General features: G+C 67.1%; 9 protein-coding genes (1 of these 9 cut by a window edge). 5 read left to right on the top strand and 4 right to left on the bottom strand.

Going from position 1 to position 25,809, the window contains the following annotated elements:
• Positions 1 to 221 precede the first annotated feature (221 nt).
• On the top strand, positions 222 to 1,793 hold the full coding sequence (locus tag HU735_RS13850; protein WP_186713947.1) for a TerC family protein: 1,572 nt from the start codon (positions 222 to 224) through the stop codon (positions 1,791 to 1,793).
• Here HU735_RS13850 and rarD read toward each other — a convergent pair.
• On the bottom strand, positions 1,756 to 2,643 hold the full coding sequence (rarD, locus tag HU735_RS13845; protein ID WP_186713946.1) for an EamA family transporter RarD: 888 nt from the start codon (positions 2,641 to 2,643) through the stop codon (positions 1,756 to 1,758). The two genes, HU735_RS13850 and rarD, sit on opposite strands and share 38 nt — an antisense overlap.
• A 34-nt stretch (positions 2,644 to 2,677) precedes the next feature.
• The gene (locus HU735_RS13840) at positions 2,678 to 4,273 is read right to left on the bottom strand and encodes an EAL domain-containing protein (protein WP_186713945.1); all 1,596 of its coding nucleotides are present in this window, start codon (positions 4,271 to 4,273) and stop codon (positions 2,678 to 2,680) included.
• Positions 4,274 to 4,587: 314 nt separating this feature from the next.
• Between HU735_RS13840 and hppD the strand changes: the two genes are divergently transcribed.
• Complete coding sequence (gene hppD, locus HU735_RS13835) at positions 4,588 to 5,664, top strand: 4-hydroxyphenylpyruvate dioxygenase (RefSeq protein ID WP_050705816.1); 1,077 nt, start codon at positions 4,588 to 4,590, stop codon at positions 5,662 to 5,664.
• 94 nt (positions 5,665 to 5,758) lie between these two features.
• Here the strand turns inward: hppD and HU735_RS13830 are convergent, their stop codons facing one another.
• A complete protein-coding gene (locus HU735_RS13830; RefSeq protein ID WP_186713944.1) occupies positions 5,759 to 6,445 on the bottom strand; it encodes a type 1 glutamine amidotransferase domain-containing protein in 687 nt (228 codons plus the stop codon).
• A 146-nt stretch (positions 6,446 to 6,591) separates the two neighbouring features.
• On the opposite strand from HU735_RS13830, the gene HU735_RS13825 reads away from it, so the two are divergent.
• Both HU735_RS13825 and HU735_RS13820 read left to right on the top strand, forming a co-directional pair.
• Positions 6,592 to 7,041, top strand: a complete 450-nt coding sequence (locus HU735_RS13825) for a nucleoside deaminase (RefSeq protein WP_186713943.1) — start codon at positions 6,592 to 6,594, stop codon at positions 7,039 to 7,041.
• On the top strand, positions 7,031 to 9,094 hold the full coding sequence (locus HU735_RS13820) for an ATP-binding protein (protein WP_238349814.1): 2,064 nt from the start codon (positions 7,031 to 7,033) through the stop codon (positions 9,092 to 9,094). The genes HU735_RS13825 and HU735_RS13820 overlap by 11 nt, the downstream gene beginning before the upstream one ends.
• Positions 9,095 to 9,103: 9 nt before the next feature.
• Here the strand turns inward: HU735_RS13820 and HU735_RS13815 are convergent, their stop codons facing one another.
• Complete coding sequence (locus HU735_RS13815; RefSeq protein WP_186713942.1) at positions 9,104 to 10,159, bottom strand: HEAT repeat domain-containing protein; 1,056 nt, start codon at positions 10,157 to 10,159, stop codon at positions 9,104 to 9,106.
• Positions 10,160 to 10,359: 200 nt separating this feature from the next.
• Between HU735_RS13815 and HU735_RS13810 the strand changes: the two genes are divergently transcribed.
• Positions 10,360 to 25,809, top strand: partial view of a non-ribosomal peptide synthase/polyketide synthase gene (locus tag HU735_RS13810; protein WP_186713941.1) — the 5' portion only. It continues 10,002 nt past the right edge of the window; only the first 15,450 of its 25,452 coding nucleotides appear in the window; it begins with the start codon at positions 10,360 to 10,362; its stop codon lies off the right edge, out of view.

Below are 25,809 nucleotides of genomic sequence, written 5' to 3'. Positions count from 1 at the left end.
CTAAAACCGTGACGGGCGTATTGAACAAAAATGCCCTGCCGCACCTGTTACAGCTTTTGTAATAGTTTTGCGCTATCAGAGAAATCTGCTTCGATTGTAGGATCGACATCCCTATTTTCAATCAAGGTCTATATGAGCACCTTCGCGGAGCCCCCCAGTCCCTGGCCGTCCCGGCCTTCCTTCCCCCGTCCTCGTGACGCCGCCCTCGTGAGTACCCGCTAATGGAATGGCTAGCCGACCCCACGGCCTGGCTGGGCCTGTTGACGCTTATCGTCCTCGAGCTGGTGCTGGGTATCGACAACCTGGTGTTCATCGCCATCCTCGCCGACAAGCTGCCCCCGCACCAGCGCGACCGCGCCCGGGTGATCGGCCTGTCGCTGGCGCTGATCATGCGCCTGGGCCTGTTGGCCAGTATCTCGTGGATGGTGACCCTGACCGCGCCGCTGATCGAGGTGTTCGGCAAGACCTTCTCCGGCCGTGACCTGATCATGCTGTTCGGTGGTGTGTTCCTGTTGTTCAAGGCCACCATGGAACTGCACGAACGCCTCGAGGGCCATGTCGCCCAGAGCGGCGGGGTGACCCGTCACGCGGCGTTCTGGCCGATCGTCGCGCAGATCGTGGTGCTCGACGCGGTGTTCTCGCTGGACGCGGTGATCACCGCCGTGGGCATGGTCGAGCAGCTGTCGGTGATGATGATCGCGGTGATCTTCTCCATCGGCATCATGATCGTCGCCAGCAAGCCGCTGACCCGCTTCGTCAACGCCCATCCGACGGTGATCATGCTGTGCCTGGGCTTCCTGATGATGATCGGCTTCAGCCTCACCGCCGAAGGCCTGGGTTTCCATATTCCCAAGGGCTACCTGTACGCGGCCATCGGCTTCTCGCTGCTGATCGAGCTGTTCAACCAGCTGGCCCGCGCTCGCCGCAAGCGCAGCCTGCATCAGCACAGGCCGCTGCGTGAGCGCACGGCCCACGCGGTGCTGCGCCTGATGGGCGGGCGCCGGGTCGAGGCCGACGAGGTGGGCGAGGAGATCGCCGACCTGGTGGCCGGTGGTGACGAGCAGGTGGTGTTCGACCGCCGCGAGCGGGTGATGATCAGTGGCGTGCTCAACCTGGCCGAGCGGCCGATCCGCACGGTGATGACGGTGCGGGCCAAGGTCGATGCCATCGACCTGTCGCAGCCGGCCGAGGCGATCACCCAGATGCTGGTCAACTCGTCGTACTCGCGCCTGCCGCTGATCCGCGACGGGCGCATCGAGGAACCGTTGGGCTACGTGCACAAGAAGGAGCTGCTCAAGGAGCTGCTGGGCGGCAACCAGCCGGCGTTGGAACATCTGGCGCGGGCGCCGTTGAACCTGCTGGAGAGCTTCAGCATCCTCAACGCCCTGGAGCAGATGCGCGCCCAGTCCACCCACATCGCCTTCGTGGTCAACGAGTTCGGTGACTTCACCGGGGTGTTGACCATGACCGACATCCTCGAGTCGATTGCCGGCGAGCTGCCGGACGCGAGCGAGGTGGAAGGGCCGGGCGTGGTAGAGGAGGCGGGCGGCTTCGTGGTCAGTGGCGCCCTGAACCTGGCCCAGGTCCAGGCGCGTACCGGCTTCGCCGCCCGTGCCACCGAGGACTACCAGACCCTGGCGGGCCTGGTGATGAGCCTGCTGGACCGCCTGCCGGTGGTAGGTGATCACCTGGCCTGGAACGGCTGGACCATGACCGTGGTGGCGGTGGAGGAGCGTCGGGTGCGCCAGGTGCGCCTTACACCGAACGTCGACGCTGACGCAGCAGGTGCTTGAAGCCTTCGAGCACCAGCACCAGCACGGCGGCCCAGATCGGCAGGTAGGTCAGCCACTGGTCGGGGCCGATGGTCTCGCCCAGCAGCAGGGCCACGCCGACCAGCAGCACCGGCTCGACGTAGCTGAGCAGGCCGAACAGGCTGAACGGCAACAGGCGGCTGGCCAGCACGTAGGCGATCAGGGCGCAGGCGCTGATCGCCCCGAGCAGCGGGATCAGCCCGTACAGGCCCGGGTGCTCGGCCAGGTCCGCCGCCGACAGCGGGCCCTGGATCACGAAGTACAGGGCCCACGGCAGCAGCAGGCACATGTCGCACCACAGGCCGCCCAGGTGGTCGGTGCGGCAACGCTTTCTGAGGACGAAGTAGATCGGGTAGCCGATCATCACCAGCAGGGTTTCCCAGGCGAAGCTGCCGTGCTGGTACAGCTCGTGGCCAACTCCGAGCACGGCGAAGCTCACCGCGACCTTCTGCAGGCGTGACAGGCGTTCGCCGTACACCAGCCGCCCGGTCAGCACCATGGCCAGCGGCAGCAGGAAGTAGCCCATCGACACTTCCAGGCTGCGCCCGTGCAGGGGCGCCCAGAGGAACAGCCACAACTGCACGCCCATCAGCCACGAGGTGCCGACCATGCCGAGCAGCAGCAACGGCGTGCGGCGTACCCGCCCGAGCAGCTCGCCGACCCGTTTCCAGTCCTTCGAGACCAGCATGAACAGCGTCAGGCAGGGCAGGGTCAGCAGGGTGCGCCAGCCGAAGATCTCCTCGCCGTCCAGGGGCTTGAGGAAGGAGGTATAGAAGTACATCACGGCGAACAGACAGGACGCCATGACCGACGAAAGAATGCCTTTTGACACGAATGCCTCGGAAAACGGGAAGTGAGCGGGCGGATCAGCCGCGCATGATCTCAGGGCCATTGCCCGGCGGCAACTGCGGGCTACCTGGCTGGGCGGCCAGGGCCAGCAGCAGTTCGTCGGCGGGCATCGGCCGGGCGAACAGGTAGCCCTGCTGGAAGTCCACTTCGTGGCGTGCCAGGTAGTCGCGCTGCACCTCGGTCTCCACGCCTTCGGCGACGATGCCCAGGCCCAGCTTGGCCGAGAGTTCGATGATGGTGTCGAGGATATGCTGGGACAGGGCGTCGCCGCCGATCATGGCGACGAAGCTCTGGTCGATCTTCAGGTAGTCGACCTGGAACTGGCGCAGGTAGTTGAGGCTGGACTGGCCGGTGCCGAAGTCGTCCAGGGCGATCATCACGCCCATGGCGTGCAGCTTTTCGAACAGTTCCAGGGTCACCGGGGTCGGCTCGATCAGCTTGCGCTCGGTCAGCTCCAGGGTCAGTACCACGCGCCCGGGCGGAAAGTGCTGGAGGAAGGTCTGGCAGTCGTCGAGCAGGCCCAGGTCGCGGCAGTGGTCGGCGGTGATGTTGATGCCGATATGGAAGCCATCCTCCAGCAGCGCGGCATGCGGGGCCAGGGCCTGTGCGGTATGCAGCATAAGGGCCCGGGTCATGGCGACGATCTGACCGCTGTGCTCGGCATAGGGAATGAACAGGTCCGGGCGCACCAACCCTTCGCGGGGATGCTGCCAGCGCATCAGCACTTCGACACCGGCCCAGCGGTAATCGCCCTTGCGTACCACCGGCTGGAAGTACGGCAGGAACTCGTCGGCATCCAGGGCCCGGTCCAGCTCGCCCCGCGATGAGCTGGCGCGGCGGATCTGCCAGCGGCAGGCGGCGCCGGCCGCCACGCCCAGTATCAGCAGCAGGCTCAGCAGGGCGGGGTAGCGCGAGCGCATCAATGCGGCCTGCCTGCCATCTTCGTAGCCGGCATGCACATCGAACGGATAACGGGTGGAGGCATACTGCGTGGCGGCGGTGGCCGCGAGCGGCGGCTTGCCGTCGTGAACCTGGCCATCGCTGCCCATCCAGTGATGGCCGACATGCACCCTCACCAGGTTGTCGGCGCCGATCAGGTGCAGCGCGGTGAGCAGGTGGCGGCCATCCACGGTGGTGATCGCACCCCGGTCGCCGCGGCCCTCCTGGCTGACCCGGTAGACCAGCAGGGCCTGTCCCGGGGTGACCGAGTTGCCGTTCATCAGCCACAGTTGGCCATTGGTGTAGTCCTTGGCATCCACTGGCTCGTCGAAGTCGCCGAACAGCGAGGTGCAGTACAGTCGGTCGTGGTCGAACAAGTTGGTCGAACGCACGAAGGCGTTGCGCGTCACCTCGATGCGCAGGGCCAGCTGCACCTCGTCGCAGGGCAACCCGGCCTTGGGCAGCAGGTGATGGGCGGCGCTGGACAGGCTGTCGAGGATCGCTTCGACATGGGCGCCCACTTCGCGGGCCGTGGCCTGGCTGCTGGCCTGCAGTTCCTGTTCGGTCTGCCAGCGCATCACCGCCAGCCCGCACAGCAGCGGCAGCACGCCGACACCCCAGGGCAGCAGGGCGCGCCAGCTCCAGCGGGCGGGGCGTTTGGCGGTCAGGGGCATGTGCGGGTGGACCTTCTGCGAGGCGACGGGATGCTGCTGAGAATAGCCGTTTGTCGGAACAACCTGCGAACTAAAGCGCGACAAACAAATTTACGCACTGTAGAATCTGGTTACGAATACAACAATAAGGTTCTCCGCCTCCCGGGGAATCAAGCCCGCCGAGAATGGGTCCATATGACATACCATGGGTTCAAGCTGATCATTGGTGACTTCCTGGCCCGCAGCGTGCGCGGGATCCCCTGCTCACCACCACGCCATCTCCACATCCAAAGCCTGTAATAAACCGTTTTTCGCTTATAGATGAGGACACCCACATGGCAGATATCTTCGACAACCCGATGGGCCTGGAAGGCTTCGAATTCATCGAGCTCGCCTCGCCGACCCCTGGCGTGCTGGAGCCGGTATTCCAGATTCTCGGTTTCACCAAGGTGGCCAGCCACCGCTCCAAGGATGTGCACCTGTATCGCCAGGGCGGCATCAACCTGATCCTCAACAACGAGCCCAAGAGCATCGCCTCGTACTTCGCCGCCGAGCACGGCCCGTCGGTGTGCGGCATGGCCTTCCGCGTGCGCAACGCCCATGAAGCCTACGCCCGCGCCCTGGAACTGGGCGCCCAGCCGGTGGAGATCGAAACCGGCCCTATGGAGCTGCGCCTGCCGGCGATCAAGGGTATCGGTGGCGCGCCGCTGTACCTGATCGACCGCTACGAAGAAGGCAGCTCGATCTACGATATCGACTTCAAGTTCATCGAAGGCGTGGACCGCAACCCGGTCGGAGCGGGCCTGAAGATCATCGATCACCTGACCCATAACGTCTATCGCGGACGCATGGCCTACTGGGCCAACTTCTATGAAAAACTATTTAACTTCCGCGAAATCCGTTATTTCGACATCAAGGGCGAGTACACCGGCCTGACCTCCAAGGCGATGACCGCGCCGGACGGCATGATCCGCATTCCGCTCAACGAGGAGTCGTCGAAAGGGGCCGGGCAGATCGAAGAATTCCTGATGCAGTTCAACGGCGAAGGCATCCAGCACGTGGCCTTCCTCACCGACGACCTGCTCAAGACCTGGGACGCGCTCAAGGGCCTGGGCATGCGCTTCATGACCCCGCCGCCGCAGACCTACTACGAGATGCTCGAGGAGCGCCTGCCAGGGCACGGCGAGCCGGTCGACCAGCTGCAGGCCCGCGGCATCCTGCTCGATGGCGCCTCGGCGCCGGGCGACAAGCGCTTGCTGCTGCAGATCTTCTCGGAAACCCTGCTGGGGCCGGTGTTCTTCGAGTTCATCCAGCGCAAAGGTGACGACGGCTTCGGCGAAGGCAACTTCAAGGCGCTGTTCGAGTCGATCGAGCGTGACCAGGTGCGTCGTGGCGTGCTGAACGTCGAGTAATACGACTTACCTGCAAGACCTATCGCGGGGCCAGCCCGCTCCCACGCCATGATGGGCGTGGGAGCGGGCTGGCCCCGCGATGCTTTTGTGGGAGCTACCGGTTGCGCAAGTAGCGAATCACCGCCTCGGCCACTCCGGCGGTGGAGGCCGGATTCTGCCCGGTGATCAGGCTGCCATCCTCCACCACGTAAGGCGCCCAGGGATCGTCCGCCTTGCTGTACTCGCCGCCGCGGGCGCCCAGCTCGTTTTCGGTCAGGAACGGCACCACTTCGTCCAGTTCCGCCAGTTTCTCCTCGGTGTTGGAGAACCCGGTCACCCTGCGTCCCTTGAGCAGCAGGCTGTTGTCGCTGAGCTTGATATTGAGCAGGCCCACCACGCCATGGCACACCGCGGCGACAGCGCCGCCGCGCTCATGGATGCGCCGCGCGAGTTCTTGCAGCGGCTGGTTGTCGGGGAAGTCCCACATCACGCCATGTCCGCCGGTGTAGTAGATCGCGCTGTACTGCTCGGCCTTGACCTGGCCGGGGCTCAAGGTGGCGCCCAGGCGGTTCATGAACGTCTTGTCGTCGTACCACTGCCAGTCCAGCTCCGGCGCCATGCGCAGGCTGTGCGGGTCGATGGGCACGTAGCCGCCCGCCGGGCTGACGTAATCGACGGCAAAGCCTGCCTGCTGCACCTTGTCGATGAAGTGCACGGCCTCACCCAGCCACAGTCCTGTGGCGCGCGAGATGGTGGGGTACTTGGCGGTATTGGTCAGCACGACCAGGAGCTTCTTGTTCATGTGTGCATGCCCGTCGAATCCATGGGAAAACGGTTGGCCAGCAGGAGCGAAAGCCTTATCAGCATAGCCCTCGCCACGCAATGCGCCACGGGCGGCGAACGCTGTGCTAGGCTGCTGCAAATTCGATGCATTACCGGGGAGAAACCATGGACAAGGGCACTTCCACTTTCCTGCAGGCCGCCATCGACGAGGCTCGCAAGGGGCTCGAGGAGGGCGGCATCCCGATCGGCTCGGTGCTGGTGCACGACGGCAAGATCATCGGCCGCGGCCATAATCGCCGGGTGCAGAACGGCAGCGCCATCCTGCATGGCGAGATGGACGCCCTGGAAAATGCCGGTAGACAGCCTGCCCGGGTGTACCAGGAATCCACTCTCTATACCACCTTGTCGCCTTGTGCCATGTGCAGCGGGGCTATCCTGCTGTATGGCATCAAGCATGTGGTCATTGGTGAGAACACCACGTTCCTGGGAGAGGAAAAACTGCTCGGCAGCCGGGGTGTACGCCTGGACGTACACGACGATGAGGCCTGCAAGGTGCTGATGCGCCGGTTCATCGAGGAAAAGCCCGAGCTGTGGGACGAAGATATTGGCCGCTGACCTGCATGCCGGCGAGGGCGAGATCCAGGTCATTCACCTGGCACCGCCTTCCTCCCCGCTGGCCACCATGGGCAAGCCCATCGCCGACTTCGACTGGTTCACGACCCCGCTGGGGCCGCTGACGTCCTGGCCGCCCGCCCTGCGTATCGCCGCCGACATGGTATTGCTGTCTCCGTTTCCCTGTGCGCTGGTCTGGGGCCCGGCGCTGACCGTGATTCACAACCAACCCTACCAGGCCCTGCTGGGCGGTGAGGGTGGCCATCAGGGGCAGTCCTTCGATGCACTCTGGGCGCAGAACTGGGAGGGCATGGGCGCGGCGGTGTTCAAGGTGCTGAAGGGGCAGGGCAGCCTGATCGAGGACGCGCCGTTGCCTGTCAATCGAGAGGGCTTCGCGGCGACGGCCTGGGTGACGGGTTGCTATTCACCTATCCGTAACGACCAGGGTGAGGTTGCCGGCTTCCTGCATGCCCTGATCGAGACCACCGCCAGTTTCGAGACCGGGCGTGAGTGGCGTGAACTGGCGCTGTCCTTCGAGGCGCGCCTGGAGCAGTACCTGAGCGATCCGCAACATACCTGGCAGCTGTCGCCCGACGTGATGCTGATGCTCGATGCCAACCTGCACGTGCGCTCGGCCAATCCTGCCTGGCATCGCTCGCTGGGCTGGGGCGAGGCGTCGCATCTGCAGGTGAAGTTGCCTGAACTGTTTCACCCCGCCGATCGCACCGAAGCCCAGCTTGCATTGAAGTCGCTGCTGCAGGGGCAGGGCATGACGGCATTCGATGCTCGGGTCAGGCACAACGAAGGGCACTATTGCTGGTTCCGCTGGACCGGGGTTGCCGATCCGGCATTGCCCGCGCTGGTGGGACGGGACATCACCGCTGACCGCCAGGCGGTCCAGCGCCTGGCCGAGGCGGCGGTGCGGGACGGCCAGCGCATGGAATCCGTGGTGAAGGTTGCGGGTGGCCTGGCGCATGAAATGAACAACGTGCTGTCCGGTGTCGGCAGTAGCCTAGAACTGCTCGAGCGGCGCCTGGCCCAGGGGCGGATGGAGCGTGTCGAGGAATATGTGCAGATGGCCCGCGAATGTGCCCAGCGCGCCATTGGCCTGACCCAGAACCTGCTGGCCTTCGCCCGTAGCCAGCCGCTGTCGCCCAACCCACTGAACATCAATCGCCTGCTGCAGGAGATGGAGCCGATGTTGCGCCAGACCCTCGGCGCCGAAATGCACCTGGATTGGCAACTGGATGTCGCGCCCTGGCTGTTGCAGGTCGACGCCGATCAGTTGCGCAACGCCCTCCTGCATCTTTGCAGCAATGCCCGGGATGCCTGTCTTGGCCAGGGCACCCTGACGATCAGGACCTCCAACGAGCGCTTGGCGTTGGCCAGCGAGGGGCCGGCCAGTCTACCGGCGGGCGACTACGTCACGTTGCAGATCGAGGACGATGGCCACGGCATGTCCCGGGAGGATGTGGCGAGGGCCTTCGAGCCGTTCTTCACCACCAAGCCGTTGGGACAGGGGGCGGGCCTGGGGCTGCCCATGGTGCATGGTTTCGTGCGCCAGTCGGGTGGGCAGGTGTGGATCGAATCGACCTTGGATCAAGGGACGCGGGTAGTACTGATGTTCCCGCGCCATTCGGGTGTGCTGCCCGAGAGCATCGCCCTGCAAGCGTTGCCGGTTCAGGCCCGGGGCGAGCGGCTGCTGTTGGTCGATGACGAAGTCAATCTGCGCGGCCTCATGAAAGAGGCGCTGGTCGAATGCGGCTTCGAGGTGTGCGATGTGGCCGATGCCAATGGCGCACTGGGCGAGTTCCGGCATCGCGGCCCGTTCGACCTGGTGATCACCGATATCGGTTTGCCGGGAGGCTTCAGTGGGCGCCAGGTGGCCAAGGCGCTGCGGCTGATGAAGCCGGAGCAGAAAATCCTGTTCATTACCGGCTTCACCAGCGACCCGGTCGAGCAGGCGTTGCTCGACGAGCCGGGCACGGCGTTGATGTTCAAGCCGTTCTCGTTGCAGACGCTGGTGGTCAAGATCCAGCGTATGTTGCAGGCCTGAAAGAAGGGCTCAGAGCCCCTGCTGCAGGTAGGGGTCGTCCGGGTTCTGCCGTTCCAGTTCGGCCAGCAGGACCTGGACATTCTGCAGTTGGCCGGTTTCCTTCCAGTACTCGATCAGCAACACCCGCGCCCGGCGGTTGGCGGGCTGGCGGTTGAGCACGGTTTCCAGCTGCTTCTGCGCGGCATCTATTTGCTCAAGCTGGTGCAGGGTGCCAGCCAGGGTGTAGCGATAATCGTTGTTTTCCGGCTCCAGTTCGACCGCGCGGGCCAGCGCCAGCAGGGCGTATTCCTGTTGCTCGTGACGGGTCAGCCACAGCCCCAGCTCGTATTGCAGGAACGCCGAGTCGGGGCGTAGCGCCAGGGCCTTGGCCAGCACTTCACGGGAGGCGTCGTGACGGCCTTGCTGCTCCAGCAGGCGCACCTGGGTGGCCAGGGCGTCCAGCCCCTCGGGCGCCACCGTCAGGCTGCGTTGCAGGGCCCTGGTGGCAGCGTCGTAGGCTTGCTCATGCATGTACAGCCGGGCCAGGTGCACCTGGGCCGCGGCGTCATCGGGCTGTTGCTCCAGGGTCTGCTCGTATTGCTCCAGGGCATCCTGCAAGGGGCCAAAGTACAGACCGATGGCGTCAGGGTCGAGGCCTAGCAGCGCGTCTACCGCGGCGAAACGCACGCTTTGCTCGTCATCCTCCAGCAGCGGGCCCAGCACCAGGCTGCGCTGGGCGGCCGGCAGCAGGCGGCGGATGCTGGCGATGGCGGCGCGGCGGACCAGCGGGTCGACGTGCTCCAGGTCTTGCTGGGCCAGCTTCAGTGCCTGTGGCGATGGGTAGTTGGGTAGCTCGACGTAGAGCGCGGCACGGCGGATCGGAGGCAGGTCGTCGCGTTGCAGCTGCTGGTAGAGCACCCGGGCGGCGCCCGGCAGGCCGTCGTGGGCCTGGCGCAGGGCCTTGGCGTAGCTGTGCGGCGGCAGGCTGGGCGCCGCGGGCTGCTGGTCACGCCACAGGTAGCCGATCGCGATGGGCAGTACCAGTACAAGCAGCAGGGCGATCAGGATCAGGTGGCGTCGTTGCATCTGGCGGTCCGGGGTGGCGGTACCGCAGAGCTTGGGGCAGGCGGGGGGCAATTGCAATGATGGGGGCTGACGGGGTGGCTCCCGGGCAGCGCAACGCCCCTGTCGAACACCTGTTGTCCCCCCTTCCCATGTCAGCCCACCCCCCCTCGATCCATTAGCGTTCCGAGCATTTCCGACTGGCTAAAGCAGGATGCTTACCAATGCTCTTCAGCGAACTCATGGCAGCGCTCTCCACCCGTGCGATCCGACTCCAGCGCGAGGAGGCCGACCTGATCGTCGAAGGCGATGAAGACACCCTCGATGACGCCCTGTGGGATGCATTGGCGGCCCACAAGCCGGCACTGCTGGAGATGCTCGCCGGCCTGGATCACGGCTGGTTGAGCCCGGCGTTGCGCATCACCCCCGACATGCTGCCCCTGGCCGGCCTCGACCAGGCGGCCATCGACCGCATTGTCGCCACGGTGCCCGGCGGCGCGGCCAACCTGCAGGACATCTACCCGCTGGCACCGCTGCAAGAGGGCATGCTCTACCACCACCTCACGGCGGCCGAGGGTGATCCCTACGTGCTGCAGGCGCAGTTGCGCTTTGCCGGCCCCGCGCGCCTGCAGGCGTTCGCCGAGGCGCTCGACTGGGTGATCCAACGCCACGACATCCTGCGCACCGCGCTGGCCTGGGAATACCTCGACCAGCCGCTGCAGGTGGTGTGGCGCAAGGCACCGCTGGTCTGCGAGGCCGTCGAACTGAACGACGACGGGGATGTGCTGGGCCGGTTGCGCGAATGCTTCGACACGCATCACTACCGCATGGACCTGGGCCAGGCGCCGCTGCTGCGCCTGGTACATGCCCAGTCCCGCGATGGCGAGGTTCTGGCCTTGCTGCTGTTCCATCACACCGTCATGGATCACACCGGGCTGGATATCGTACGCCGCGAGATCCAGGCCTACCTGGCGGGTGAGGGCGAGCGACTGCCGGCCCCGGTGCCGTTCCGCGACCTGCTGGCCAGAAGTCGGCAGGCCCAGGATGAACAGGCCCATGAGACCTTCTTCGGCGCCATGCTCGCCGATATCGACGAGCCGACCCTGGCCTTCGGCGTCCAGGAGGTGGCCGGCCAGGCCATGGAGGAAGCCAGGCTGACCCTGGCTCCGAGCCTCAGCCAGCGCCTGCGAGCCCAGGCCCGGCTGCTCGGCGTGAGCCCGGCGAGCATCATGCACTTGGGCCTGGCGCGCCTGCTGGGGGCGCTGTCCGGGCGGGAGTCGGTGGTGTTCGGCAGTGTGCTGCTAGGGCGCATGGCGGCGGGCGAGGGTGGCGAACAGGCCCTGGGGATGTTCATCAATACCTTGCCGCTGCGTGTCGACCTGCGCGGGCAGGGCGTGCGTGAGGCGCTGTTGGTCACCCATCGACAACTGACGGCGTTGCTCGGCCATGAGCAGGCGCCCCTGGCCCTGGCCCAGCGCTGCAGCGGCGTGCTGGCGCCGACGCCGCTGTTCAACAGCATGCTCAACTACCGCCACAGTGCGGCGGGCGATGCGGCCGAGGTGATCGCGGTGGCGCCGGGCATCGATGTGGTGGGGGCCGAGGAACGCACCAACTACCCGTTGAGCCTGGCCGTCGACGATCTGGGCGAGGACCTGCGCCTGTCGGTCCAGGCTCTTGCCGAGTGGGGCGCAGAGCGCTTGTGTGGGCAGTTGCGGCAAGTTTTTGAAGGGGTGGTGGAGGCACTCGAGCAGCAGCCCGAGCGGCCATTGCTGGACCTGCCGGTGCTGACGCTGGAGGAACGCCATCACCTGCTGGTGGACTGCAATGACACGGCGGTCGACCATGACCTGGACCTGCCGCTGCACGCCCTGTTCGAACACCAGGCGCAGCTGCGCCCCGAAGCCGTTGCGCTGGAGGCCGACAGCGAGCGACTGAGCTATCGCCAACTCGACGAGCAGGCCAACCGCCTGGCCCATCACCTGATCGAACTTGGGGTAAGACCCGACGACCGGGTGGCGATCTGTATCGAGCGGGGCGTGTCGATGGTGGTCGGCCTGCTGGCCATCCTCAAGGCGGGTGGCGCCTACGTGCCACTCGATCCGGGTTATCCTGCCGGGCGCATTCGTCATATGCTCGACGACAGCGCGCCACTGGCGGTGCTGGTCCACAGCGCTACTCGCGAGGTACTGGGCGAGGTGGCGGTACCGCAGGTCGACCTCGACCAGCCGACCTGGGAAGCCTTGCCGGCCACCCGCCCACGGGTGGCCGGGCTCACCCCACGGCACCTGGCCTATGTGATCTACACCTCTGGCTCCACCGGCACGCCCAAGGGGGTGATGGTCGAGCACCGCAGCGTGGTCAACCTGGTGCGCTGGGCCGCCGGGCTGTGCCCGACCCGCGCTGACGGCGCGCTGCTGCACAAGACGCCGATCAGTTTCGACGCCTCGGTGTGGGAGCTGTTCTGGCCGCTGGGCAGCGGCTTGCGCCTGGTGCTGGCGCGAGCGGACGGCCAGCGCGACGCGGATTATGTCGCGCGCAAGATCATCGAACGGCAGGTCAGCGTGGTGCAGTTCGTGCCAGCGCTGTTGCAGCAGTTCGTCGAGCAGTTGCGCAGTGCGCAGTGCACCAGCCTGACCGATATCGTCTGTGGCGGCGGCGAGCTGACCGAATCCCTGGCGCGCCAGGTGCGCGAGCGCTTGCCGCAGGTGCGCCTGCACAACGTCTACGGACCCACCGAAACCACGGTCGACTGCACTGTCTTCACCCTGGAGCCAGGACAACCTGTGCCCCACGGCGCGCTGCCGATCGGCCGGCCCATCGACAATACCCGCCTGTACGTCCTGGACGACGCCGACCAGCCACTGCCGTGGGGCGTGGCCGGGCACCTGCACATCGGTGGCGCAGGGGTGGCGCGGGGCTATCTGGGGCTGGCCGGGCAGCAGGCCGAGCGCTTTATCGACAGTCCGTTCGTCAAGGGTGAGCGCCTGTACCGCAGCGGGGATCTGGTGCGTCAGCACGCGGACGGGAACCTGGCGTTCCTTGGCCGCAACGACCACCAGGTCAAGCTGCGCGGCCTGCGTATCGAGCCGGGCGAGATTGAGGCCTGCCTGAACCGGCTGCCCGGCGTGCGCGAGGCGCTGGTGCTGGTTCACCAGCACCCGCACAGTGGCCCACGCCTGGTGGCCTACCACACTGGCCAGGCCCAGGTCGCGCAAGACCTGCGCGAGCATCTGCTGGGGCAACTGCCCGAGTATATGGTGCCGGCACTGTTCATCCACCTCGAGGCGATGCCGTTGACACCAAACGGCAAGGTCGACCGCAAGGCCCTGCCGGCGCCCGAAGCGCCGACGCGGCAGTACCAGGCACCCGAGGGGCCGGTCGAGACCGCCTTGGCGGCGATCTGGACGGATCTGCTGGGTGTCGAGGCGGTGGGGCGTGAGGACAACTTCTTCGAACTGGGCGGCCATTCGCTACTGGCGGTGCGTCTGGTCGAGCGCATGCGCCAGCAGGCGCTGCGAGCCGATGTGCGGGTGCTGTTCAGCCAGCCTACCCTGGCAGCGTTGGCCGCATCGGTGGGCGGGCATGCGGCCGTCGCCGTGCCGGCCAACCGCATCCCCGCCGGTTGCACGCGGATTACCCCCGACATGCTGCCTCTGGCCACCCTTGACCAGGACGCCATTGATGCGCTGGTACGGCAGATTCCCGGTGGCTTGGCCAATGTCCAGGACATCTACGGCCTGGCGCCGTTGCAGCAGGGCATTCTCTACCATCACCTGGCCAGCGAAGGCGCCGACCCCTACGTGGTGCAGGCGCGTTTCGCCTTTGCCGGTCAGGCCGAGCTGGACGCGTTCGTTGCGGCGCTGAACCAGGTCATCGCCCGCCACGACATCCTGCGCACCAGCCTGCACTGGCAGGGCCTGGTCGAGGCGGTACAGGTGGTGTGGCGCGAGGCGCCGCTGGTACCGAGCCCGGCGCTGGAGACACTGCGGCTCGACCTGGGGCAGGCGCCACTGTTGCGCCTGAGCAGCCAGGTCCAGGCCGGGCGCCTGGAGGCGAGCCTGCTGCTGCACCATATCCTCCTCGACCACACTGCCGTGGAGCAGCTGGTGGCCGAGATCGGTGCCTTGCTGCAAGGGCAGACGGCGCTGCCGGACAGCGTGCCGTACCGCAACTACGTGGCCCAGGCGCGATTGGGCGCCGACCCGCAGGCCGACGAGGCGCTGTTCCGCGAGCTGCTGGGCGATATCGATGAACCGACCGAGGTGTTCGGTTTGCGCGAAGCCCAGGTTGATACGGGCCTGGTCAGTGAAAGCCGCCAGCCGTTGGAGCCTGACCTGGGCGCACGCCTGCGTGGCCAGGCCAGGACGCTGGGCGTCAGCGTCGCCAGCCTGGTGCACCAGGCCTGGGGGCAGGTGCTGGCGCAGTTGTCCGGCCGCGAGGACGTGGTGTTCGGCACCGTGCTGCTCGGTCGCCTGCAGGGCGGCGAGGGCGCCGAACGGGCGCTGGGCATGTTCATCAACACCTTGCCGCTGAGGGTCAGCGTGGGGGCTGCGGGCGCAGCCGATGGCGTACGCCTGACCCACCAGCGCCTGGCGCGCCTGCTGGCCCACGAGCAGGCGTCCCTGGCCCTGGCCCAGCGTTGCAGTGGCGTGCCGGCGTCCCAGGCGTTGTTCACCAGCTTGTTGAACTATCGCCACAGTGCCGGTCAACCCGAACACGGTCCAGCCTGGGCGGGGATCGAGCTGCTGACCGCCCAAGAGCGCAGCAACTATCCGCTGGTGGTCAGCGTCGATGACTACGGTAATGAGTTCAGGCTGACGGTGCAGGCCGTGTCACCCGTGGACGGTGGCCGGGTCTGCCAGCTGCTGCGCATGGCGCTGTTGCAACTGGTCACGGCGTTGGAGCAGACGCCGATGAGCGCGCTGAACAGCCTCCATCGCCTGCCGGAAGCGGAGCGCGAGCGCGTGCTGCGGCAGTTCAACGCCACGGCGCGGGAGTATCCGCGTGAACTGGCCGTGCATCGGTTGTTCGAGGCCCAGGCCGTGAATTCGCCGGATGCGCTGGCGGTGGTCCAGGGTCAGCGTCGATGGACCTTCGCCGAGCTCGAGGCCCAGGCCAATCGCCTGGCCTATTTCCTGCTCGAACAGGGCGTGCGGGCTGGCGATCGCGTGGTCTTGCTGCTGCCACGTTCGTTCGATCTGCTGGCGGCCCAGCTGGCCGTCAGCAAATGCGCGGCAGTGTTCGTGCCGTTGGACGGCAACGCCCCGGCCGAGCGCCAGGAGTTCATGGTGGCCGACAGCCAGGCGCGGCTGGTGCTGACCCACAGCGACCAGCCGCAAGTGGAGGGCGCGCGTCGGGTCGAACTCGACCGCCTCGACCTGAGTGGCTACGCGGATGCGCCGCTGGGCCTGGCGGTGGACGCCGGCAGCACGGCGTACATCATGTACACCTCCGGCTCCACCGGTACACCGAAGGGCGTGCAGGTGCCGCACCGGGCCATCGTGCGGTTGGTGATCAACAACGGTTTCGCCGATTTCAATAGCCAGGACCGCGTGGCCTTTGCTTCCAACCCGGCGTTCGACGCCAGCACCCTGGAAGTCTGGGCGCCGTTGCTCAATGGCGGCGCAGTGGTGGTGATCGACCAGGACACGGTGCTGTCGCGCCAGGGCCTGCGCGAAGTGCTGCTGGAGCAGAGTGTCACCGTGCTGTGGCTGACCGCTGGCCTGTTCCATCAGTTCGCCGATGACCTGCTGCCGGCGTTCCGAGCGCTTCGCTACCTGATGGTCGGTGGCGATGTGCTGGACCCGGCGGTAATCGCCCGGGTACTGCGCGATGGCGCGCCGCAACACCTGCTCAATGGCTACGGCCCGACCGAGGCCACCACCTTCAGCACCACCCACGAAATCACCGAGGTGGGCGAGGGCAGCATCCCGATTGGCAAACCGATCGGCAACAGCCGCTGCTACGTGCTCGATGCCCGCCAGCAACTGCTGCCGGTAGGGGCGGTGGGCGAGTTGTACATCGCCGGTGACGGCGTGGCCCTGGGGTATCTGGGGCAGCCGGAGCTGACGGCTGAGCGCTTCCTGCCGGATCCGTTCAACGGCGGCACGATGTACCGCAGCGGCGACCTGGTGAGCTGGCAGGCCGACGGCACCCTGCGTTACCTGGGCCGTGCCGACCAGCAGATCAAGCTGCGTGGCTTCCGTATCGAGCTGGGCGAGATCGAGGCGCGCCTGGGCGAGTGCCCGGGTGTGCGCGATGCCGCCGTGATCGTGCGTGAGGATGTGCCGGGCGATAAGCGCTTGGTGGCCTATTTCACGGGCTATCAGGCGATCGCCGAGTTGCACCGGCAGCTGCAAGGCCACCTGCCGGACTACATGTTGCCGTCGGCCTATGTGCAACTGGACGCGCTGCCGCTGACCGCCAACGGCAAGCTCGACCGTCGCGCCTTGCCGCAGCCGGGCAGCGACGCGTTGGTCAGCCGTGCCTTCGAGGCGCCGCAAGGTGAAATCGAAACCGCGCTGGCCGCGATCTGGGCCGAGGTGCTCAAGGTCGAGCAGGTCGGTCGCCATGACCACTTCTTTGAACTGGGCGGCCACTCGCTGCTGGCGGTGAGCCTGATCGAGCGCATGCGCAAAGCCGGCCTGGATGCCGACGTGCGTGTACTGTTCGCCCAGCCGACCCTGGCCGCGCTGGCGGCGGCGGTGGGGTCCGGGCGTGAAGTGGCAGTGCCCGAGAACCGTGTGCCGCAAGGCGCGACGCAGATCACGCCAGACATGCTCAGCCTGATCGACCTGGACCAGGCCAGCATCGACCGTATCGTCGCCAGCGTGCCGGGTGGTGCCGCCAACGTGCAGGAAATCTACCCGCTGGCGCCGCTTCAGGAAGGCATTCTCTACCATCACCTCAGTGCCGAGCAGGGCGACCCATACCTGCTGCAGTCGCGCCTGGCCTTTGACAGCATCGGGCGTTTGCGTGCCTGGGCTGCGGCCTTGCAACAGGTCATCGACCGCCACGACATCCTGCGTACCTCGGTGGTCTGGGAGGGACTGGACGAGCCGGTGCAGGTGGTCTGGCGCCAGGCTCGCCTGGCGGTCAGCGAAGTCACCGGCCTGGGCGAAGAGGCGGTGATCGAGCAACTGCAGGCCCGTTTCGATGCCCGTCAGCAGCGTCTGGACCTGACCCGGGCGCCCTTGCTGCGCCTGGTCTATGCCGAGGATCCGCGCCAGGGCGAGTGGGTAGCCCTGTTGCAGTTCCACCACCTGACCCTCGACCACGCCGCCATGGCCGTGGTCGGCGAGGAGATGCAGGCGCTGCTGGACGGGCGTGGCGCCACGCTGCCCGCCGCGGTGCCGTATCGCAACTATGTCGCCCAGGTTTGCCTGGGCGACGATCAGGCCGGCCACGAGGCGTTCTTCCGCGCGCAACTGGGCGATATCGACGAGCCGACCCTACCGTATGGCCTGGCCGATGTGCAGGGTGATGGTGGGCGGGTCGAACATGCCGCGCTGATGCTACCGGCCACCCTGGCCCATGGCTTGCGTGAGCAAGCGCGGCAGCGCGGCGTCAGCGCCGCCAGCCTGGTGCACCTGGCCTGGGCTCGCGTGGTGGGTGTGCTGGCGGGGCGTCGCGACGTGGTATTCGGTACCGTGCTGATGGGCCGTCTGCAAGCGGGCGAGGGTGCCGACCGGGCCTTGGGCATGTTCATCAACACCCTGCCATTGCGGGTGGACACCGCGTTGCCGGTTGACCAGGCGCTGCGTGTCACCCACCAGCGGCTGTCGGCCCTGCTCGGACACGAGCACGCGCCCCTGGCGCTGGCCCAGCGTTGCAGCGGCGTGGCCTCTTCGGCGCCATTGTTCAGTGCCTTGCTCAACTACCGTCACAGTAGCGAGGGCGTCGCTCGCGACGGCGAGGGCATCTGGCAGGGCGTGCGCCTGCTGGGTGGCGAGGAGCGCAGCAACTACCCGCTGACCCTGAGCGTCGATGACCTGGGCGAAGGCTTCAGCCTGAGCGTGCTGACCGCTGAAGGGCTGCCGGCTTCGCAGATCGGCGGCTGGATGGTCAACACTCTCGGCCAGCTGTTGCAGGCTCTGGAACAGCGCCCCGGGCAAATGTTGGATGACCTGCCGATGTTGGATGACGAGGCTTCGCGCCAGGTGCTGGAGGACTTCAACGCCACAGCCGAGGCCTATCCGCAAGGTCAGACCGTGCACGTGCTGGTCGAGGCTCAAGCGCCCGAAGCATTGGCCGTTGTACAGGGTGAGCTGAACCTGAGCTACGGCGAGCTCAACCAGCGTGCCAACCGCCTGGCTCATCACCTGATCAAACGTGGCGTGATCCTGGGCGACCGCGTGGCACTGTGCCTGGAACGTGGCCCGCAACGGATGGTGGCGATGCTGGCCGTGCTCAAGGCCGGCGCGGCGTATGTGCCGGTCGATCCGGGTTATCCGGCGGAGCGGATTGCCTATCTGCTCAGCGACAGTGCGCCGGCGTTGGTGCTGGTCGAGTCGGCCACCGAAGCGTTGGTCGGTGATGCAGCCAAAGTCAGGCTGGATGGCGATGACTGGCTCGACCACGCGGCCAGCAATCCTGTGGTTGCAGGGCTGGACGAAAATCAGCTGGCCTATGTGATCTACACCTCCGGCTCCACCGGCCAGCCCAAGGGTGTAATGGTCGAACACCGCACCGTGGCCAACCTGATTCACTGGCATTGCCAGACTTTCGAGTTGGGCGAGGGCAGTCACACCTCCAGCGTCGCGGGCTTTGGCTTCGACGCCATGGCCTGGGAAGCCTGGCCGGCGCTGTGCACCGGAGCGGTGCTGCACCTGCCGTCGGCGTCTATCGGCGGCGAGCATGTCGATGAACTGCTCGACTGGTGGCTGGAGCAGCCGCTGCAAGTGAGCTTCCTGCCGACACCGGTCGCCGAGCAGGCGCTGCGCCGTGAACGCCAGCACCCGACCCTGCGCACGCTGCTGGTCGGCGGCGATCGCCTGCGCCAATTCGACCGCGATCCGGGCTTTGCGCTGGTCAACAACTATGGCCCGACCGAGACCACCGTGGTGGCGACGTCGGGGCAACTGCAACCGGGCGGCGCGCTGCACATCGGCAAGCCGACCGCCAACACCCGCGTCTATGTACTGGACGAGCAACGCCAGCCCGTGCCGGTGGGGGTAACCGGTGAGCTGTACATCGGTGGCGCCCAGGTCGCCCGAGGCTACTTCAACCGTCCTGAGCTGACTGCCGAACGCTTTGTCGACGATCCGTTCAACGGTGGCCGGATGTACCGTACCGGTGATCTGGTGCGTTGGAACGCCGACGGCACGCTGGATTACCAGGGCCGCAACGACGACCAGGTGAAGATCCGTGGCGTGCGGGTCGAGCTGGGCGAGATCGAGGCCGCGCTGAAGGCCCAGCCGGGCATTGCGGATGCCGTGGTGCTGGTGCGTGACGAGCGTCTGCTGGCCTGGTTCACCGAAATCGCCATGGTCGATCTCGACACCCTGCGCCAAGGCCTGCAAGCCAGCCTTCCGGGCCATTTGATACCGCAAGCCTTCGTCCGCCTGGACGAGCTGCCACTGACCAGCCACGGCAAGCTGGACCGCAAGGCCTTGCCGGAACCGGCCATACTCACTGGTCAGGCCTACGCGAGGCCGGAAGGCGCCGTGGAAACCACTATCGCGGCACTCTGGGCCGAGGTGCTGGGCGTTGCGCAGGTCGGTCGCCACGACAACTTCTTCGAACTCGGCGGCCACTCGTTGCTGGCGGTGAGCCTCACCGCGCGCCTGCGCCAGGCCGGCCTGCAGGCCGACGTGCGCACCCTGTTCGGCCAGCCGACCGTGGCGGCGTTGGCGGCGACCCTGGGCCATGGCCGCCAGGTCGAGGTCCCGGCCAACCGGATTCCGGCCGGCTGCACCCAGATCACCCCGGACATGCTGCCACTGGTGGAGCTTGAACCAGCCACCATCGAGCGCATCGTCGCCACGGTGCCGGGCGGCGCGGCCAACGTGCAGGACATCTACCCGCTGGCGCCGTTGCAGGAAGGCATTCTCTACCACCACCTCAGCTCGCCGGAGCATGATCCCTATGTGCTGCAGTCGCGCATGGCGTTCGACAGCCCGGCACGCCTGGAGGCGTTCGCCAGGGCCTTGCGCCAGGCCATCAGCCGTCATGACGTGCTGCGAACCGCCGTGCTCTGGGAAGGCCTGGCGCAACCGCTGCAGGTGGTCTGGCGCGAGGCGCCGCTGCTGGTCGCGCCGCTGGATGGGCAAGACCTGCAACGCCTCGACCTGGCCCAGGCGCCGCTGATCCGCCTGCTGTATAGCAGCGTTATCGGCAGTGAGCGCATCGAGGGGCTATTGCAGTTCCACCATATCGTTCTCGATCACACCGCCCTGGAGATCATCGGCGCTGAGCTGCTGGGCTACTTGCAGGGCAGTGCCGTGCCGGTACAGGCCCCGGTGCCTTACCGCAACTACGTGGCCCAGGCGCGGCTGGGCGTCAGCCAGGCCGAGCACGAGGCGTTCTTCCGTGCGCAGCTGGGCGATATCGACGAGCCGACGCTGCCCTACGGCCTGAGCGATGTGCAGGGCGACGGCCAGGCCATCGAGGAAGCCCAGCTGTGGCTGGACGAAACCCTGGCCGCGCGGCTGCGGCAACAGGCCCGGCAGCTGGGCATCAGCCCCGCCAGCCTGTTCCACCTGGCCTTTGCCCGCCTGCTGGCGGCCGTCAGCGGCACCGACCGTGTGGTGTTCGGCACCGTGCTGCTGGGCCGCCTGGAGGCCGGCGAGGGCGCCGAGCGGGCCCTGGGCATGTTCATCAACACCTTGCCGCTGCGCCTCGACCTTGCAGGCCTCGACCTGCAGGACGCCGTACGCCTGACCCAGCAGCGCCTGAGCGCCTTGCTGGTGCACGAGCATGCGTCGCTGGCCCTGGCCCAGCGTTGCAGTGGCGTGCCGGCCCCGGCGCCGCTGTTCAGCGCCATGCTCAACTACCGCCATGGCCAGGCGGCGAGCGCAGACCGGCGCCTGGAGTGGCAGGGCATCGAGTTCATCGATGGCCAGGAGCGCAGCAACTACCCGCTGAGCTTGAGCGTGGACGACATGGGGGAAGGCTTCCGTCTGGTGGCGATGACCCCGGCGAGCGTCGGTGCCCAGCGGATCTGCGGGCAATTACGGTATGTGCTGCTGGGCATGGTCGAAGGTCTGGAGGCTAAGCCACGGCAAGCGCTGCTGGCGCTGCCGGTATTGCCGGACGATGAGCGTGAGCATCTGTTGCAGACCTGCAATACCACGGCCCAGGCCGTCGATCTCGAACAGCCCGTCCAGGCGTTGTTCGAGCAGCAGGTGGCGCGCGATCCCGAGGCGGTTGCGGTGCAGTCGGACGACGGACAACTGAGCTATCGCCAGCTCAACGCCGAGGCCAACCGCCTGGCCCACCACCTGATCGCGCTGGGCGTGCAGCCCGACGACCGGGTGGCGATCTGTGTCGAGCGTGGCCTATCGCTGGTGGTCGGCCTGCTGGCCATCCTCAAGGCCGGCGGCGCCTATGTGCCGCTGGACCCGGATTACCCGGCAGAACGTATCGGCCATATGCTCGCCGACAGCCAGCCGCGAGCGCTGCTGGTGCAACGAGGCACGCGGACGCTGGTCGGCGAGACGGCGGTGCCGCAGGTCGATCTCGATCAACCGAGCTGGGGCGGGCAGCCGGACAGCGACCCACGGGTGCCTGGGCTGAACGGCGCGCACCTGGCCTATGTGATCTACACCTCCGGTTCCACCGGCCTGCCGAAGGGGGTGATGGTCGAGCACCGCAACCTGGCCAACCTGGTGCACTGGAGTGCCCGCCGGTTCCCGGCCGGTGGCGCGGTGTTGCACAAGACCCCGGTGAGCTTCGACGCCTCGGTGTGGGAGCTGTTCTGGCCGCTGTGCAGCGGCGTGCGACTGGTGTTGGCGCGCCCGGACGGTCAGCGCGACCCGCAGTACCTGGCCGGGCTGATCCGCCAGCAGCAGGTCGGCGTGGTGCAATTCGTGCCCGCGCTGTTGCAGCAGTTCCTCGACCAGGACGACAGTGCCGCCTGCGCCAGCCTCAGCGATATCGTCTGCGGCGGTGGCGAGCTGACCGAGGCCCTGGCCCGGCAGGTTCGCCAGCGCTTGCCGCAGGTGCGCCTGCATAACGTCTACGGCCCCACCGAGACCACGGTCGACTGCAGCGCCTGGACCCTGGAACCCGGACAGCTGATTCCATCCGGCACGTTGCCGATCGGCCAACCCATCGACAACACCCGCCTGTACGTCCTCGATGCCCACGACCAACCGGTACCCTGGGGCGTCGCCGGCCAGCTGCATATCGGCGGTGCCGGGGTGGCGCGTGGCTACCTGGGGTTGCCGGAGCAACAGGCCGAACGCTTCATCGCCAGTCCGTTCGTCGAAGGTGAGCGGCTGTACCGCAGCGGCGATCGGGTGCGCCAGGCCGCCGACGGCAGCCTGACCTTCCTCGGTCGCACCGACCACCAGATCAAGCTGCGCGGCCTGCGCATCGAGCCGGGCGAGATCGAGGCCTGCCTGAATCGCGTGGCCGGCGTGCGCGAGGCCCTGGTGCTGGTTCACCGGCATCCACACGGCGGTGATCGCCTGGTCGCCTATCACCGCGGCGAGCCGCAGCCGGCCGACGCGCTACGCCAGGCGTTGCTGGCGCGGTTGCCGGAGTACATGGTGCCAGCGCTGTTCATCCACCTCGACAGCTGGCCTTTGACCCCCAACGGCAAGCTTGACCGCCAGGCGCTGCCGTTGCCGGATGTGCAGGCGCGCCAGTATGAGGCGCCCCAAGGCTCAACCGAGGTGCTGCTGGCCGAGATCTGGTCGCAGCTGCTGAGCGTGGAGCGGGTAGGGCGGCACGACAACTTCTTCGAGCTGGGCGGCCATTCGCTGCTGGCCGTGACCCTGACCGCGCGCCTGCGCCAGGCCGGCCTGCAGGTGGATGTGCGCACCCTGTTCGGCCAGCCGAGCGTCGCCGCGCTGGCGGCCACCCTGGGCCAGGGCGGCGCGGTGACGGTACCGGCCAACCGGATTCCGGCGGGCTGCACCCATATCACCCCGGACATGCTGGCGCTGGTGAGCCTGGAGCCGGACGCCATCGAGCGCATCGTCGCCGCGGTGCCGGGTGGCGCGGCCAATGTCCAGGATATCTACCCCCTGGCGCCGTTGCAGGAAGGCATCCTCTACCTGCACTTGAGTGCCGTGGGCGCCGATCCCTACGCCTTGCGGGCACGGCTGCGCTTCGACAGTCCGGCGCGTCTGCGGGTGTTCGCCCAGGCCCTGGAGCAGGTCATCGCCCGCCATGACATCCTGCGCACCGCGGTGCTCTGGGACGGCCTGCCGCAGCCGGTGCAGGTGGTCTGGCGCCAGGCGCCGCTGCAACTGGCGCCGCTCGACGACACCCACCTGGCACGCCTGGACCTCGGCCAGGCGCCGCTGATCCGCCTGCTGCACCGCACCGAGCCGGGCAGTCAGCGGGTCGAGGCGGTGCTGCAGTTCCACCATATCGTGCTCGACCATATCGCCATGCAGGCGGTGCAGGCCGAGCTGCGCGGCTACCTGCTGGGGCAGAGCGAGCCATTGCCGGCCTCGGTGCCGTACCGCAACTATGTGGCACAGGCGCGCCTTGGCGTCAGCGAGGCCGAGCACGAGGCGTTCTTCCGCGCCCGTCTGGGCGACATCGACGAGCCGAGCCTGCCGTTCGGCTTGCGCGAGGTACAGGGCGAAGGCCAGGCCCTCGATGAGGCCGAGGTGGAATTCGACGGCGCCCGCTATGCTCGCCTGCGCGACCAGGCCCGCCAACTGGGGGTGAGCACCGCAAGCCTGGTGCACCTGGCCTGGGCACGCCTGCTGGCGGTGGCCTGCGGCAAGGACCGCGTGGTCTTCGGCACGGTGCTGCTGGGCCGCCTGCAGGGCGGCGAGGGCAGCGAGCGGGCACTGGGTATGTTCATCAACACCCTGCCGTTGCGGGTCGAGCTGGACGGGTTGGGCGTGCGCGACGGCGTGCTGGCCACCCACCGTGAGCTGTCGGCGCTGCTGGTCCATGAGCATGCCTCGCTGGCCCTGGCCCAGCGCTGCAGCCAGGTGGCCGCGCCGCTGCCGCTGTTCAGTGCCATGCTCAACTACCGCCAGAGCACCCGCGCCGCGCCGCAGCCACAGGCCTGGGAGGGGATCGAGACCCTGGGCAGCGAAGGGCGCACCAACTACCCGCTGAGCCTGAACGTCGATGACTTCGGCGACGGCCTGCGCCTGGGCGTGCAGGTGTCGGCCCAGGTGGGCGCGCAGCGGATCTGCGCACAGATGCTGCAGGTGCTCGACGGTCTGTTGCTGGCGCTTGAACAACATCCGCAGCAGCCACTGAACCGCTTGCCGGTGCTGAGTGCCGAGGAGCGGCGCCAAGTGCTGGTCGACTTCAACGACACACGGGTGGACTACGACCTCGATCAGACCCTGCACGGCATGATCGAGGCTCAAGTTAGACGCACGCCGACCGTTGTTGCGGTGAGGGCGCAAGAAGGTGAACTGACCTATCGCCAGCTCGACGAGCAGGCCAACCGCCTGGCCCATCACCTGATCGTGTTGGGGGTAAAACCTGACGATCGCGTGGCGATCTGCGTTGAACGCGGCCTGTCGATGGTGGTCGGCCTGCTGGCCATCCTCAAGGCCGGTGGCGCCTACGTGCCGGTCGACCCGGCCTACCCGGCCGAGCGCATCCGTCACATGCTCGATGACAGCGCACCGCTGGCGGTGCTGGTGCACGGTGCCACCCGCGACGTGCCGGAGACGAGTCGGGCACCGCTGATCGACCTCGACCGGCCGACCTGGCAGGCGCAGCCGGCGCATGCCCCGCAGGTGGTAGGGCTGACCCCGCGACACCTGGCCTATGTGATCTACACCTCTGGCTCCACCGGCCTGCCCAAGGGCGTGATGAACGAGCACGCCGGGGTGGTCAACCGCCTGCTGTGGATGCAGGACGCCTACCGGCTGGGCGCCGGTGACGTGGTGTTGCAGAAAACCCCGTTCAGCTTCGACGTCTCGGTGTGGGAGTTCCTCTGGCCGCTGCAGACCGGCGCCCGCCTGGTGATGGCGCGCCCTGGCGGGCATCGTGATCCCGAGTACCTGCGCGAGGTTATCCGTGAAGAGCACGTCAGCACCTTGCACTTCGTGCCGTCGATGCTCGATGTGTTCCTCGCCCATGGCGAAGTCCTGCCACATCAGCTAAAGCGTGTGCTATGCAGCGGCGAGGCCTTGCCCGGCAGCCTGGCAAGGCGTTTCCACGCACAGCTGCCGACGGTCGAGCTGCACAACCTGTACGGCCCGACCGAGGCGGCGGTGGATGTCAGCGCCTGGCACTGCGTGACGACACCGGACAACACGCCGATCGGCAAGCCGATCGCCAATACCGCGCTGTACGTACTGGATGCCCAGGGCCAGCCGGTACCGGTGGGCGTGGCCGGCGAGCTGTACATCGGTGGCGTGCAGGTGGCCCGCGGCTATCTCAACCGCGAGCAACTGACCGCCGAACGCTTCCTCGATGATCCGTTCTCGCTCAGGACCGGGGGGCGGATGTACCGCACCGGCGACCTGGCCCGCTACCTGGCCGATGGCAACCTGGAATACCTCGGGCGCAACGACGAC

The organism is Pseudomonas sp. BW16M2 (assembly GCF_014268865.1).
Lineage (GTDB): Bacteria > Pseudomonadota > Gammaproteobacteria > Pseudomonadales > Pseudomonadaceae > Aquipseudomonas > Aquipseudomonas peradeniyensis.
The sequence above is the reverse complement of the archived record's forward strand: the minus strand, read 5'-3'. Positions and strand labels throughout refer to the sequence as shown.

What these genes read in the sequence shown, in the direction of transcription:
- HU735_RS13850 (WP_186713947.1), top strand. Translation starts at nt 222, where the DNA reads ATGGAATGGCTAGCCGACCCCACGGCCTGGCTGGGCCTGTTGACGCTT.
- HU735_RS13840 (WP_186713945.1), bottom strand. Translation starts at nt 4,273, where the DNA reads ATGCCCCTGACCGCCAAACGCCCCGCCCGCTGGAGCTGGCGCGCCCTG.
- hppD (WP_050705816.1), top strand. Translation starts at nt 4,588, where the DNA reads ATGGCAGATATCTTCGACAACCCGATGGGCCTGGAAGGCTTCGAATTC.
- HU735_RS13830 (WP_186713944.1), bottom strand. Translation starts at nt 6,445, where the DNA reads ATGAACAAGAAGCTCCTGGTCGTGCTGACCAATACCGCCAAGTACCCC.
- HU735_RS13825 (WP_186713943.1), top strand. Translation starts at nt 6,592, where the DNA reads ATGGACAAGGGCACTTCCACTTTCCTGCAGGCCGCCATCGACGAGGCT.
- HU735_RS13815 (WP_186713942.1), bottom strand. Translation starts at nt 10,159, where the DNA reads ATGCAACGACGCCACCTGATCCTGATCGCCCTGCTGCTTGTACTGGTA.